Annotated in this window: 12 protein-coding genes; 2 read left to right on the top strand and 10 right to left on the bottom strand. The window is 66.2% G+C overall.

Going from position 1 to position 12,744, the window contains the following annotated elements; genetic code table 11:
• Positions 1 to 6 precede the first annotated feature (6 nt).
• From prmA to E5P2_RS04650, 5 genes are all read right to left on the bottom strand, one after another.
• Complete coding sequence (gene prmA / locus E5P2_RS04670; protein ID WP_162565989.1) at positions 7 to 891, bottom strand: 50S ribosomal protein L11 methyltransferase; 885 nt, start codon at positions 889 to 891, stop codon at positions 7 to 9.
• 12 nt (positions 892 to 903) lie between these two features.
• Positions 904 to 2,253: an acetyl-CoA carboxylase biotin carboxylase subunit gene (accC, locus tag E5P2_RS04665; RefSeq protein ID WP_162565988.1), complete on the bottom strand. Its 1,350-nt coding sequence runs from the start codon at positions 2,251 to 2,253 to the stop codon at positions 904 to 906.
• Between the two features lie 2 nt (positions 2,254 to 2,255).
• Positions 2,256 to 2,720 (bottom strand): acetyl-CoA carboxylase biotin carboxyl carrier protein, encoded by a 465-nt coding sequence (gene accB, locus E5P2_RS04660; protein WP_162565987.1) that lies wholly within the window; start codon positions 2,718 to 2,720, stop codon positions 2,256 to 2,258.
• 114 nt (positions 2,721 to 2,834) lie between these two features.
• Positions 2,835 to 3,368 carry a TlpA family protein disulfide reductase gene (locus tag E5P2_RS04655; protein WP_162565986.1) on the bottom strand — a complete coding sequence of 178 codons (534 nt, stop codon included), beginning with the start codon at positions 3,366 to 3,368 and terminating at the stop codon, positions 2,835 to 2,837.
• Positions 3,365 to 3,958 carry a hypothetical protein gene (locus E5P2_RS04650; RefSeq protein WP_162565985.1) on the bottom strand — a complete coding sequence of 198 codons (594 nt, stop codon included), beginning with the start codon at positions 3,956 to 3,958 and terminating at the stop codon, positions 3,365 to 3,367. The genes E5P2_RS04655 and E5P2_RS04650 overlap by 4 nt, the downstream gene beginning before the upstream one ends.
• Before the next feature lie 66 nt (positions 3,959 to 4,024).
• On the opposite strand from E5P2_RS04650, the gene mpl reads away from it, so the two are divergent.
• On the top strand, positions 4,025 to 5,428 hold the full coding sequence (gene mpl, locus E5P2_RS04645; protein ID WP_162565984.1) for a UDP-N-acetylmuramate:L-alanyl-gamma-D-glutamyl-meso-diaminopimelate ligase: 1,404 nt from the start codon (positions 4,025 to 4,027) through the stop codon (positions 5,426 to 5,428).
• Positions 5,425 to 5,934, top strand: a complete 510-nt coding sequence (locus E5P2_RS04640) for a cupin domain-containing protein (protein WP_162570339.1) — start codon at positions 5,425 to 5,427, stop codon at positions 5,932 to 5,934. Before mpl ends, E5P2_RS04640 begins: the two co-directional genes overlap by 4 nt.
• Before the next feature lie 128 nt (positions 5,935 to 6,062).
• On the opposite strand, the gene E5P2_RS04635 is transcribed toward E5P2_RS04640, so the two are convergent.
• From E5P2_RS04635 to E5P2_RS04615, 5 genes are all read right to left on the bottom strand, one after another.
• The gene (locus E5P2_RS04635; RefSeq protein WP_162565983.1) at positions 6,063 to 7,181 is read right to left on the bottom strand and encodes a 3-deoxy-7-phosphoheptulonate synthase; all 1,119 of its coding nucleotides are present in this window, start codon (positions 7,179 to 7,181) and stop codon (positions 6,063 to 6,065) included.
• Positions 7,182 to 7,379: 198 nt separating this feature from the next.
• Positions 7,380 to 8,840 carry a metalloprotease TldD gene (gene tldD, locus E5P2_RS04630; protein WP_162565982.1) on the bottom strand — a complete coding sequence of 487 codons (1,461 nt, stop codon included), beginning with the start codon at positions 8,838 to 8,840 and terminating at the stop codon, positions 7,380 to 7,382.
• Between the two features lie 44 nt (positions 8,841 to 8,884).
• Positions 8,885 to 10,039, bottom strand: coding sequence for a rod shape-determining protein RodA (gene rodA / locus E5P2_RS04625; RefSeq protein ID WP_162565981.1), 1,155 nt, complete (start codon positions 10,037 to 10,039; stop codon positions 8,885 to 8,887).
• Positions 10,040 to 10,071: 32 nt separating this feature from the next.
• Positions 10,072 to 11,907, bottom strand: a complete 1,836-nt coding sequence (locus E5P2_RS04620) for a sensor histidine kinase (protein WP_162565980.1) — start codon at positions 11,905 to 11,907, stop codon at positions 10,072 to 10,074.
• An 8-nt stretch (positions 11,908 to 11,915) separates the two neighbouring features.
• Entirely contained in the window at positions 11,916 to 12,647 is a 732-nt protein-coding gene (locus tag E5P2_RS04615; RefSeq protein ID WP_232080576.1) for a response regulator transcription factor, read from the bottom strand.
• Between the last annotated feature and the right edge of the window lie 97 nt (positions 12,648 to 12,744).

Genomic DNA, 12,744 nt, shown 5'->3' with positions numbered 1-12,744 from the left:
GGTCGCTCAGAGGCGTGCCGTCATCAGAATCCAGCCATCCTCGTTGTCGCTCACTTCCAGGGCCGCATGAGGTGCATAGGCGAGCGTCAATTCATCGGCCTGCCGTTCGAGGATGCCGGCCAGCACCAGCGCGCCGCCCGGCGCCACGTGCTCACAGAGCAAGGGAGCAAGCACCTTGAGCGGCGTGGCGAGGATGTTCGCGAGCACGATGCCGTAGCGCCCCTGCGCGGTTTCCGGCAACCCGGCGTTCAGATGCACGCCATTCGCTTCGGCATTGAGTCGCGTCGATGCCACCGCAGCTTCGTCGATGTCGACCGCATCGATCTCCGGTGCACCGAATTTTGCGGCGCCGATCGCGAGAATGCCGGAGCCGCAACCGTAGTCCAGCACGCGCCGGCCATCCACCCGGCCCTGCGACGCGATCCAGCGCAGGCACATGCGTGTCGTCGGGTGCGTGCCGGTGCCGAAGGCAAGCCCCGGATCGAGCCGAATCACCTGACGCGCCTGCGGCGGCGGCTCATGCCAACTCGGAACGATCCAGAACTCGGGCGTGACCTCGACCGGAGAGAACTGCGACTGCGTCAACCGCACCCAGTCCTGATCGGGCACGTCGGCCAAGCCGAGCATTCTGCAATCGGCAAAGAAGTCCTGTGCGACCAGCACAGCGGCCGCTTCTCTTGCCAGGCGCTCCTCGGCGAACAGCGCGATCACCCGGGAGCGCTGCCACCCCTCCTTGGGCGGTGGCATGCCCGGCTCGCCGAACAAGGCCTGCTCCGCGTCAGTTTGCGCATCCGCATCCTCGACGGAAACGCTCAGCGCATCGAGCGCCTCGAGGGCATCGCTGACAGTCTCGACCCGGTCTTCTGGCGCGAGGAGGCGGAGTTCGAACAAGGCCGACTCCGTTCAGCGCTTGTGCGCCGCGAGCCACTCTTCGAGATAGTGGATGTTGGTGCCGCCGCTCATGAATTTGGCGTCGACCATCAGTTCGCGATGCAGCGGAATGTTGGTCTGGATGCCTTCGATCACTGTTTCGTTCAGCGCCGTGCGCATGCGCGCGAGGGCCTGATCTCGCGTGTCGCCATGCACGATGATCTTGCCGATCATCGAATCGTAGTTCGGGGGCACGAAGTAGTTGGTGTAGACATGCGAATCCACACGAACCCCGGGGCCGCCCGGCGGATGCCACATCGTGATGCGACCCGGCGACGGCGTGAAGTTGTACGGATCCTCGGCGTTGATCCGGCATTCGATCGCATGGCCGCGCATCTCGATCTGGCGCTGCGTGAAGGGGAGCTTCTCGCCCGCCGCCACCATGATCTGCATCTTGACGATGTCGATGCCCGTGGTGAACTCGGTGACCGGATGCTCCACCTGGACGCGGGTGTTCATCTCTATGAAATAGAACTCGCCGTTTTCGTAGAGGAACTCGAAGGTGCCGGCGCCGCGGTAGCCGATCTTCTTGCAAGCGGCGGCGCAGCGGTCGCCGATCTTCTCGATCAGTTTGCGCGGAATGCCGGGCGCGGGCGATTCCTCGATCACCTTCTGGTGGCGCCGCTGCATGGAGCAATCGCGCTCGCCGAGGTAGACGGCATTCTTGTGCTTGTCGGCGAGGATCTGGATCTCGATGTGGCGCGGGTTCTGGAGGAACTTCTCCATGTAGACGGCCGGATTGTTGAACGCCGCGCCGGCTTCCGCCTTGGTCATCTGGATGGCATTGACCAATGCCGCCTCCGTGTGCACCACACGCATGCCGCGTCCGCCACCGCCGCCCGCCGCCTTGACGATGATCGGATAGCCGATCGCACGCGCAATGCGCTTGTTGGTGGCCGCATCGTCCGACAGTTCACCCTCGGACCCGGGCACGCAGGGCACGCCAGCCTTGATCATCGTCTGCTTGGCCGACACCTTGTCGCCCATGATGCGGATCGATTCCGGGGTCGGGCCGATGAACTGGAATCCGCTTTGCTCGACGCGCTCGGCGAAATTGGCGTTCTCGCTCAGGAAGCCGTAACCCGGGTGAATCGCCTCGGAGTCCGTCACCTCGGCTGCCGAGATGATGGCCGGCATGTTCAGATAGCTCTGCGAGGAAGGCGCGGGACCGATGCACACCGCTTCCTGCGCGAGCTTCACGTACTTGGCCTCGCGGTCGGCCTCGGAATACACCATGACCGCCTTAATGCCGAGTTCGCTGCAGGCGCGCTGGATGCGCAGCGCGATCTCGCCGCGATTGGCGACCAAAATCTTCTTGAACATGGTCACTCGATGATGAACAGCGGCTGGCCGTATTCGACCGCCTGGCCGTTCTCGCCGAGGATCTGGGTCACGGTCCCGGATTTGTCCGCCTCGATTTCATTGAGGATCTTCATCGCTTCGATGATGCAGACCGTGTCGCCCTCCTTGACCTGGCTGCCGATCTCGACGAAGGCCGGTGCACCCGGGCTCGAAGATCGGTAGAAGGTCCCCACCATCGGCGACTTGATGGCATGACCGGCCGGCACTGCGGCCTCCGCAGGCGCGCCAGCGGGTGCGGCGGCGATGGCGCCAGACACGGCAGTTGCACCGGCCGGGGCTGGTGCAGCGAGCGTCTGAACATATTGAACGGGGGCAGCCACGCCGCCCTTGACGATACGGACCTTGCCTTCGGTTTCGGTGATTTCCAGTTCGGAAATATTCGATTCGGACACCAGATCGATGAGTGTCTTCAGTTTGCGTAGATCCATGGGACTCCAGCGCCGGCTTTGCCGGTTATTAGAACTTAAATCGCCTGAAAATCGGCTTATTTCGGCGTTTCAGCGCCAACTGCCGGATTCGTGGGCCCGGATTCTAGCTCTGAACTAGACGCGGTGCCATGCCTGGAAGTCGCTCGGCTCAAGCTTTCCCATTTTACGCGCCGAGACGGAGCCGTCGGCCGCCACCACGAACGAGAAGGGCAATCCCCCGGCGCTGTTGCCCAATTGCTTGACCAGTTCCGTGCCATCCAGACCCGCCAGACCGATGGGATAGGTGACCGGCGTCTTGACCAGGAACTTGCGCACAGCACTCGGTTGATCGATTGCCAATCCGATCACTTGCCATCCGTTGACACTATTTTCGCGGAAGAAGGCGTCGATCATTGGCATTTCCTCCACACAAGGAGGACACCAGGTCGCCCAGAAGTTGACCAGCAAGGGCTTGCCGCGGAGGTTTGCGAGCAGCAATTCGCCGCCCTCCGGACGATCGAAGCGGCGGGACCAGAAGTCCGCGCCGAGCTTCTCGCCACCGCTGGCGCCAGCGTCGTGGCGCCAGAGCGCGCCGCCCAGGCCAGCCGCAGCCGCAATGGCCGCGACGCCGCCATAAATCAGGCCTCGGCGCGTTGGCGAAGAAGTCATTCCGTATCCTTTTCTATCAGCCGTCGCAGCGCGGCCAGATTTCCGCGGGGCACGCGGCCTTGTGCATCGGGCTTGAGCGCACCGCGCAGGTCGTCGAGGTCGTACACGAGCAAGTGAACGCCGATCTCCTCGCCCAGCGTACGACTTGCGGCATGGACGCTGAGCGCCTCAACCTGCTCGCCATGGAAGCCGGTGACCATGCGCGGCTCGTAGTCGACATGGTGATCGATCAGCGCGATCTCCGCCGATTTCGAATCGTCGCAAAAGAGCTGGATGTAGATGTCCGACAGCCGCGTGGCCGTGCCGTGCCACACGGCGCCGCCAACGTGAGGCCGGAACTGCGCCATCCGCTCCATCCATTCGAGCGCGAGCAGCCGCAACGCATACAGTTCCTTGGGTTGCGTGTCGGCGCAGTACAGCTGGATGTAATCCCGGACCTCGACCTCGACCTCGTCATTGTTGGGCAGCGCGGTGCGCGCGGGCAAACCCAGATCGCGCAGTGCACGGCGCTTCGCCGGGCCGTACTCCAGCCCTTCCTCGACGACGAGGCGGGCCGCGGCAGCGGCAATTTCCTGCTTGGACATGTCCATCCGGCCATTTTGCCCGCAGTACGACGGTCACAGAAGGCCGCGCGAATGCATCCCTAGAATCGCCCAATGCATATTCACATTCTCGGCATCTGCGGCACTTTCATGGGCGGCGTCGCCGCCCTGGCGCGCGAAGCCGGCCATCGGGTGACAGGCTGCGATGCCGGCGTCTATCCGCCGATGAGCGACCAGTTGCGAGCCCTCGGCATCGAGCTCATCGAAGGCTTTGGCGAAGACCAACTGGCCCTGCGGCCGGATGTCTTCGTCGTCGGCAACGTGGTGTCGCGGATTCGGCTGGGTGATGGTTCGCCCAAGTTTCCGCTCATGGAAGCCATTCTCGATGCCGGCGCTCACTACACCAGTGGGCCCCAATGGCTGGCCGAACACGTCTTGCAAGGGCGCCACGTGATGGCGGTCGCCGGCACGCACGGCAAGACGACCACGACCTCCATGCTGGCCTGGATTCTCGAGCAGGCAGGACTGGCACCGGGCTTTCTGGTGGGTGGGGTGCCGCTCGACTTCGGCATCTCCGCCCGGCTCGGGCGAAGCGCCGAATCCCCTTTCGTGATCGAGGCCGACGAGTACGACACGGCGTTCTTCGACAAGCGCAGCAAGTTCGTCCACTACCGCCCGCGGACCGCGATCCTTAACAACCTGGAATTCGATCACGCGGACATCTTCGACGACCTCGCGGCGATCGAAAGGCAATTCCATCATCTCGTGCGCACGGTGCCCCGCCGAGGCCGCGTCGTCGTCAACGCCACCGAGGAAAGCCTGCAACGCGTGCTCGCACAAGGCTGTTGGAGCGAAGTCGCCCGCTTCGGAGCCGGCGGCGAATGGCGGGCCGACGGATCGCATGACGCCTTCGACGTGCTGCGCGCTGGCGTCCGGGTCGGGCGTGTCGAATGGCCGTTGTCGGGCCTGCACAACCAGATGAACGGGCTCGCGGCGATCGCCGCGGCGGATCACGTCGGCGTCGACCCGGCCGCAGCGGCGGCCGCGCTCGGCAGTTTCCGCAATGTGCGCCGGCGCATGGAGCTGCGCGGATCGGTGGAGCGCAGCGAGGGAACCATCGCCGTCTACGACGATTTCGCGCATCACCCAACGGCGATCCGCACCACGCTCGACGGCCTGCGCCAGAAGCTCGATGCGAGCGGCAGGCAAGGCGAACGCATCCTGGCGGCGTTCGAACCGCGCAGCAACACCATGAAGCTCGGCACCATGGCGGCACAACTGCCATGGAGCCTGGAGGCGGCCGATCTCGCCTTCTGTCACAGCGGCGGATTGGACTGGGACGCCGCCGCCGCCCTCGCCCCCCTGGGTTCGCGGGCGCAGGTGGCCGGAGCGATCGAGCCGCTGGTGGCCGGGATCGTCGCCGCCGCGCGTCCCGGCGATCACATCGTCTGCATGAGCAACGGGGGCTTCGGCGGCGTGCACGACAAGCTGCTTTCCGCGTTGCGCGCGGCAAAATAGATCCCATGCGCGCCCGGCAGCTCATCGAGACCCTCCAGTTGCAGCCCCATCCCGAGGGCGGCTGGTTTCGCGAGGTGTTCCGCTCGACGGCCCAGGTCGTGCCCGCCGACGGCCGCCCCGCGCGCCAGGCGCTCACGACCATCTACTTTCTGCTCGAAGCCCACCAGCACTCCCGCTGGCACACCGTGCGATCCGACGAAGTGTGGATTCATCTGGAAGGCGTGCCGCTGGCACTCTGGACCTGCGACGCGGCGCTTCGCACGGCACCAGCCCATGTGCGGCTCGGCCCGGTCGACGTTCATGGCACACGGCCTCAGCACACCGTACCGGCCGGCCAATGGCAAGCGGCCCGGCCCATCGCGACGAAGCCCTCTGACGACTACACGCTGGTCGGTTGCACCGTGGGGCCAGGCTTCGACTTCACCGACTTTTCATTCATGCGCCCGGACAGCGACGAAGCGGCCTTGCTGCGCCATCACTGGCCGGACCTGGCCGCGCTGATCTGACTGAAATTCAAGCGCCGCGAGTCGGCCGCCGCCGGGCCGCCCCAAGGCGGCCGAGCCTCCCCCTCGGGGGTGGCGAATTACACGCAGCGAAGCGAAGTGAAGTGAAGTGAAAAGCCGGGGGCTCACAGCTACCCGCGCCGCTGCTTGACGGCCTGCGACAGCGCTTCCAGCACCTGCACCGAATCGTCCCAGCCCAGGCAGGCGTCGGTGATGCTCTTGCCGTATTCGAGGCCGTCGACCCGGTCCTTGCCCGGCGTGAACTTCTGCGCGCCGGCATGCAGATGGCTCTCGACCATCAAGCCGAACACGCTCCGGCTGCCACCCGCGACCTGGGCCGCAATGTCCTTCGCGACGTCGACCTGCTTCTGATGCTGCTTGCTGCTGTTGGCATGGCTGCAATCGACCATCAGCGTGGCGGGCAGCTTGGCGGCCTCGAGATCCTTGCAGGCCGCCGCTACGCTCTGTGCGTCGTAGTTGGGCGCCTTGCCGCCGCGCAGGATCACATGGCAGTCCTTGTTGCCGTTGGTCTGCACGATCGCGACCTGGCCGTTCTTGTGGACAGAAAGAAAATGATGGCCGCGCGCCGCGGCCTGGATCGCGTCGGTCGCGATACGGATGTTGCCGTCGGTGCCGTTCTTGAAGCCGATCGGCGCCGACAGCCCCGAGGCAAGCTCGCGGTGCACCTGGCTCTCGGTCGTGCGCGCACCGATCGCGCCCCAGGCGATCAGGTCGCCGATGTACTGGGGCGAGATCACGTCGAGGAACTCGCTGCCGGCCGGCAGCCCCAGGCGATTGATGTCGATCAGCAACTGGCGCGCGATCCGCAGGCCCTCGTCGATCCGAAAGGTCTGGTCGAGGTACGGATCGTTGATGAGCCCCTTCCAGCCCACGGTGGTGCGTGGCTTTTCGAAGTACACGCGCATCACGATCTCGAGCGTGTCCGCGTACTTCTGGCGTTCCGCCTTCAGGCGCCGGGCGTACTCGAGCGCAGCGGCGGGGTCGTGGATCGAGCATGGCCCCATGACCACCAGCAGCCGGTCATCCTTGCCGGCCATGATGTCGTGGATGGCACGGCGCGTGCCGCTGATCAGGGATTCGATGCCCGTCCCACGGATCGGGAAGAAGCGGATCAGGTGTTCGGGAGGAGGCAGCACGGTGATGTCCTTGATGCGTTCGTCGTCGGTCTGGCTGGTTTTCTCGACGTTCGCGTACCAGGCGTCGCTGGACGGGGCGGCTTTCGTGCTCATGCTGTCGTTCCTTCTTTCGGGGGGTCTTGAAATTCGTTCGGCCAAAGAAAAACCGCCGGGCTTTTGGCACCGGCGGTTCTGAGAGGGGTTCTGCTGTCTGCTTGCTCTACGCACGCGCCTCTCGTCCGCCGGAAACCGGGAACCAAAAGTAGGCAAAGAAATAAACGCGAAGAGCGGACATGGGTGCGGAGTATAGCCTCAAGCCGTGCCGCCTACGGTCAATCCGTCGATTCGCAGCGTCGGCTGGCCGACGCCGACCGGCACGCTCTGGCCTTCCTTGCCGCAGGTGCCGACGCCCGAATCGAGCGCCATGTCGTTGCCGATCATCGTGACGCGGGTCAGCGCATCCGGACCGTTGCCGACCAGGGTCGCGCCCTTGACCGGATATTGGATCTTCCCGTTCTCGACCCAGTAGGCTTCGCTGGCCGAGAACACGAACTTGCCGCTCGTGATGTCGACCTGGCCGCCGCCGAAATTGGTGGCATAGAGGCCCTTCTTGATGCTGGCCACGATTTCCGCCGGCACCCGGTCGCCGCCCAGCATGTAGGTGTTGGTCATGCGCGGCATCGGCACGTGCGCATAGCTCTCGCGCCGGCCGTTGCCGGTCGGCTTGGACTTCATCAGCCGTGCATTGAGCGAGTCCTGGATGTAGCCCTTCAGGATGCCGTCCTCGATCAGCACGTTGCGTTGCGTCGCGTTGCCTTCGTCGTCGACGTTGAGTGAACCGCGGCGATCGGCGATCGTGCCGTCGTCCAATACTGTCACGCCCTTGGCCGCGACGCGTTGCCCGATGCGGCCCGAGAACGCACTCGAACCCTTGCGGTTGAAGTCGCCTTCCAGGCCGTGGCCGATGGCCTCGTGCAGCAGGATGCCCGGCCAGCCCGGGCCGAGCACCACCGTCATCTCGCCGGCCGGCGCGGGCCGCGAATCGAGGTTGGTCAATGCCGACTTGACCGCCTGATCCACATACTCGGCGATGTGCGCGTCGTCGAAATAGGCCAGGCCGAAGCGGCCGCCGCCGCCGCCCGAACCCATTTCGCGGCGGCCGTTCTGCTCGGCGATCACCGTGACCGAGAGCCGCACCAGCGGCCGCACGTCGGCGGCCAGCGTGCCGTCGGCGCGCGCGACCAGCACCACGTCGTATTCGCTCGCGAGGCCGGCCATCACCTGCGCCACGCGCGGATCGCGCGAGCGGGCCAGCTTTTCGACCTTTCCGAGCAGCTCGACCTTGGCCGTGCTGTCGAGCGTGGAGATCGGATCGATGCCGTCGTAGAGCGAACGGCTGCTCGCTATCCTGCGCGCCGGCGTCTTCACGCGCGCCGTGCGGCCCGCGGACGAAATGGCGCGAACCGTGCGCGCCGCATCGAGCAGCGAGGCTTCGGAGATGTCGTCCGAATAGGCGAACGCCGTCTTCTCGCCGCTCACTGCGCGCACGCCCACGCCCTGGTCGATGCTGAAGCTGCCGGTCTTGACGATGCCCTCCTCCAGGCTCCAGCCCTCGCTGCGGGTGTACTGGAAGTACAGGTCGGCATCGTCGACCTTGTGCGCCGTGATTTCGGCGAGTGCGCGCGACAGATGCGACTCGTCGAGACCGAAGGGCGTGAGCAGGAGTTGTTGCGCCGTGGCGAGGCGCTCGATGGTGGGTTCGCGACTGATCATGAAACCATTCTAGGGCGGCACCCCTGGCTGCGCCGGCCGCAGGGTCAGGTCTGAATGAGGCGCTTGGCGCGGGAGATGGACATGAGGATGCCCAGACCAAGCCCCAGCGTCACCATCGCGGTACCGCCATAGCTGATGAAAGGCAACGGCACACCCACCACAGGCAGGATGCCGCTCACCATCCCCATGTTCACGAAGGCATAGGTGAAGAAGATCATCGTCACCGCGCCGGCCAGCAGACGGGAGAACAGCGTCGGCGCATCCGATGCGATCGCCAGTCCGCGCAGGATCAGCAGGATGAAGGCGGCGATCAGCGCCAGGTTGCCCACCAGGCCGAACTCCTCGGCATAGGCCGCGAAGATGAAATCGGTGGTGCGTTCGGGGATGAATTCGAGGTGCGTCTGCGTGCCCTGCATGAAGCCCTTGCCGCCGACGCCGCCGGAGCCGATCGCGATCATCCCCTGGATGATGTGGAAGCCCTTGCCCAGCGGATCCTTGCTCGGGTCGAGCAGCGTGCAGACGCGCTGCTTCTGGTAGTCGTGCAACACCTTCCAGTCGACGCCGTCGGCGCACAGCTGCGACTCGAAACCCACGATCAGCGAGATCGCGACCAGGCCGATCACCACCGGCGGCACGATCAGCTTCCACGACAGACCGGCAAAGAAGATCACCGACATGCCGGCTGCGAGCACCAGCAGCGCCGTGCCGAGGTCGGGCTGCTTCATGATCAGGCCGATCGGCACCGCCAGCAGCACCGTGGCCACCACGAAGTCGAGCGGCCGCAACTGCCCCTCGCGGCGCTGGAACCACCAGGCCAGCATCAGCGGCATCGCGATCTTCAGGATCTCGCTCGGCTGGATCACGACACCGACGTTGATCCAGCGCCTGGCCCCCTTCTTGGTCAGGCCGAAGAGCGCCACCGCGATCAGCAGCGCCACGCCCAGCGTATAGAGCGGCACGGCGAACACCATGAGCCGCTGCGGCGGGATCTGCGCCACCACGAACATGATGAAGCCTGCGATCAGCATGTTGCGCCCATGGTCCACGAAGCGGCTGCCATGGTCGTAGCCCGACGAGTACATCGTCAGCATGCCGGCGCAGGCGAGCAGGAAGACCGCGAACGCGATGAAGCCGTCGAAACCCTGGAAGATGGGCAGCACGCGCCGCACGAGCGAGGGTTGATGGAGGACGGCCGACATGGACGCGAATTATCCGCGCCGGCGCGGCCCGTTCAATCGATATCGAGCCGAACGACCGTGCGGCCGGGTCGGCTTTCGACCGCCAGCCACGCCCCGATCGCGGCGGCGCGCTCGCAGATCGCGCGCGGCATGCTCGAGGCGTCGTAGCCGCGGCCGTTGTCGATCACGCACAGGCGCAGCGCCGGCCCCGCCATCGCCGCCTCGATGCGCAGCACCGTGGCCTGCGCGTGCTGCAGCACGTTGGAAATCGCCTCGAACAGCAGGAACTGCAGCTGCCGCATCGCCTGCGCGTCGAGGCGCTCGACCGGCGACAGCTCGTCCACGGCCCATTGCAGCTCGATGTTCGAGGCCGCAAAGCGCGACCCGAGCCGATAGCGCAGCGCGGCCAGCAGCGCGCCGACGTCGCCGGGCGGCAGCTGGATCGAATCGATCGAGAGCTTCAACTGGTCGAGCGAATCGCGCAGGGTGCGCAGCAATTCCTCGGGCTTCGCGTCGCCCGATTGCAGTTGGCGAATGGCCGCGCTGATGTGCGAGCCCACGCCGTCGTGCATGTCGCGCAGGATCCGCTGCCGCTCCAGCGCCGTGGCCTGTTCGCGTGCGGCCCGTTCGAGCCGCCCGTAGGTCGCGGCCAGTTCGCGTTCGCGATCCGCCACCTTGGCGGTGAGCGTGGCGAGCAGTTCGCGCGCCTGCTGGCTGGCGGTGCGAAAGCGCGTCACCACGATCGTGAGCAGCGCGATGCCGAAGAAGACCGAGGTGTAGCGCACCCAGGTGGTATCGCCGTAGGAATCGCTGACCCGGATCACCACCCAGTCGCGCAGCCCGATCAGCACGGTGAGCACGGCCACGCTGGACAGCAGCACCCGCGCGATGTTCGGCCGCAGCACCGTCGCCAGCACGAAACCGCCGATATAGACGGCGATGCCGGCGATCTCGAACCCGAGCCAGCCGGTCAGCCACTGGGGCTCGGCGCGCGCGAGGGACAACCACGTCGAGGACACTGCGCCCACGAACATCACGGCCATGGCCCATCGCATCCATCGCACGCTGGCATGCCGATGCCAGCCGGCGACGTGGTGGCAGAACAGCACGGCCGACACCACCCAGCCCGAATAGCAGGCGGTCATCAACACGCCCCACGCCACCCAGGGCAGCGGTGGATTCGCGATCGCGCCGTCGGCCACGCGCAGCGCCCAGCAGAACTCCGCCAGCGCCGCCCAGAGGTACACGCCCTCGCGCCGCCGACCGTCGGCAGCGCTGGTGTCGAGCTGCGTGAGCCAGAGCGCGAAGGCCGTGACACTGACGACCAGGCTGAAGGCCGCCAGCAGCACGGATCCCGAGAAGCGCCACGCATACGCGCTCGCGAACAGATCGGCGCTCACCGTGCTCGCGGGCCCGAGCACGGGCGCCGACAGGCCCGCACGGCGGCCCGTGTCGGCGCGGATCCGGATCCGCAACAGGTTGTCGCCGGGCCGCAGCAGCCTGGCGGGCACGGCGATGAAGCGCGGGATCTTGGCGTAGTCGCCACCGTCGCTGTACGCCAGGCTGCCGTTGGCCTCCACCAGTTCCCCGTTGAGCTCGACCGAGAAGGAAGTGCCGACGCGCGCCAGGTAGATGCCCCACGGCACATCGGGCTGCCGCTCCAGCGAGAAGGGCAGATCGAAGCTCGCCACGCCGGGCTGAGCCGCCTGGTGCCGGTCCCAGTGATAGGGCAGATCGACCGCCTCGGTCTGCGTGCGGCCCGCGACCGTGGTGGTGACCGTCGCCGCGTTCAGCACTTGCAGGTCGGAGCCCGCCCACGCGCCTGCCAGCGCGCACCAGAGCAGCAGTGCCGTGCCCGCCCGGAAACCGCTGCGGAGCCAGGCCTGCATGGCGCGCCTCAGCCCGGGTGGCGCAGCAGCCCCAGGCGCATCGCCTCGAACACCGCTTCGTTCTTGGAATGCACCGCCAGCTTGCCGTAGAGATTCTTGATATGCGTCTGCACCGTGTGCACACTCAGCGCGTGCAGCCGCGCGATTTCGGCATAGGAGAAACCGCGCGCGATCAGCGCCAGCACCTCCTGCTCGCGCTTGGACAGCAGCGGGCGCCCGGGCAGGATCGCGGCCGCCGCGTCAACGGCCTCGGGCGCTGGCGCAGCATCCGCCGGACGGTTCTCGTCCTGCAGGCTGCGGTACTTGGCCAGCACGCGGCGCGCGACCATCGGCGAGATCGGCGAACCGCCCGCCTTCATGTCGAGAATGGTGCAGGCAATGCTCTCCGGCGCATCGTCCTTGTGGATGTAGCCGACCGCACCGGCCTCGATGCTGGCCAGCACGTTGTCCTCGTCGCCGAACACGGAGATCACCAGCGGCTCGCACTGCGGGTAGCGGGCCACGGCCTCCTGGATCACCCGCAGCCCGCTGCCATCCGGCAGACCCAGATCGACCAGCAGCACGTCCGGCGCCGGGGCTAGGCCTTCCAGCAGCGACAGCGCGTCGTGCACCGTCCCTGCGCTGGCGAGCCACCGGAGCTTCGTGCAACGACCGATGCTCTCCTCGAAAAAGGCGCGGGTCGGCCCGTCGTCTTCGACGATCACCACGCCCCACGGCAGGGTCGCGCCGTCGTCGGGCATTTCGTTTTGTTGCATCACGATGAGCATAAAGCCCGTCGACGGACGGAAACTCCGAAAATTACCTGATTCATGGGATTCGGGCGCAACTCGGCCCCTC

The sequence above is a fragment of the Variovorax sp. SRS16 genome (genome assembly GCF_901827165.1).
Taxonomy (GTDB): Bacteria; Pseudomonadota; Gammaproteobacteria; order Burkholderiales; family Burkholderiaceae_C; genus Variovorax.
The sequence above is the reverse complement of the archived record's forward strand: the minus strand, read 5'-3'. Positions and strand labels throughout refer to the sequence as shown.

Excerpts from the sequence above, each read along its gene's own strand:
- tldD (WP_162565982.1), bottom strand. The coding sequence starts at position 8,840 with ATGATCAGTCGCGAACCCACCATCGAGCGCCTCGCCACGGCGCAACAA.
- E5P2_RS04635 (WP_162565983.1), bottom strand. The coding sequence starts at position 7,181 with ATGAGCACGAAAGCCGCCCCGTCCAGCGACGCCTGGTACGCGAACGTC.
- E5P2_RS04650 (WP_162565985.1), bottom strand. The coding sequence starts at position 3,958 with ATGGACATGTCCAAGCAGGAAATTGCCGCTGCCGCGGCCCGCCTCGTC.
- accB (WP_162565987.1), bottom strand. The coding sequence starts at position 2,720 with ATGGATCTACGCAAACTGAAGACACTCATCGATCTGGTGTCCGAATCG.
- mpl (WP_162565984.1), top strand. The coding sequence starts at position 4,025 with ATGCATATTCACATTCTCGGCATCTGCGGCACTTTCATGGGCGGCGTC.
- E5P2_RS04615 (WP_232080576.1), bottom strand. The coding sequence starts at position 12,647 with ATGCCCGACGACGGCGCGACCCTGCCGTGGGGCGTGGTGATCGTCGAA.
- rodA (WP_162565981.1), bottom strand. The coding sequence starts at position 10,039 with ATGTCGGCCGTCCTCCATCAACCCTCGCTCGTGCGGCGCGTGCTGCCC.
- E5P2_RS04655 (WP_162565986.1), bottom strand. The coding sequence starts at position 3,368 with ATGACTTCTTCGCCAACGCGCCGAGGCCTGATTTATGGCGGCGTCGCG.
- E5P2_RS04620 (WP_162565980.1), bottom strand. The coding sequence starts at position 11,907 with ATGCAGGCCTGGCTCCGCAGCGGTTTCCGGGCGGGCACGGCACTGCTG.
- accC (WP_162565988.1), bottom strand. The coding sequence starts at position 2,253 with ATGTTCAAGAAGATTTTGGTCGCCAATCGCGGCGAGATCGCGCTGCGC.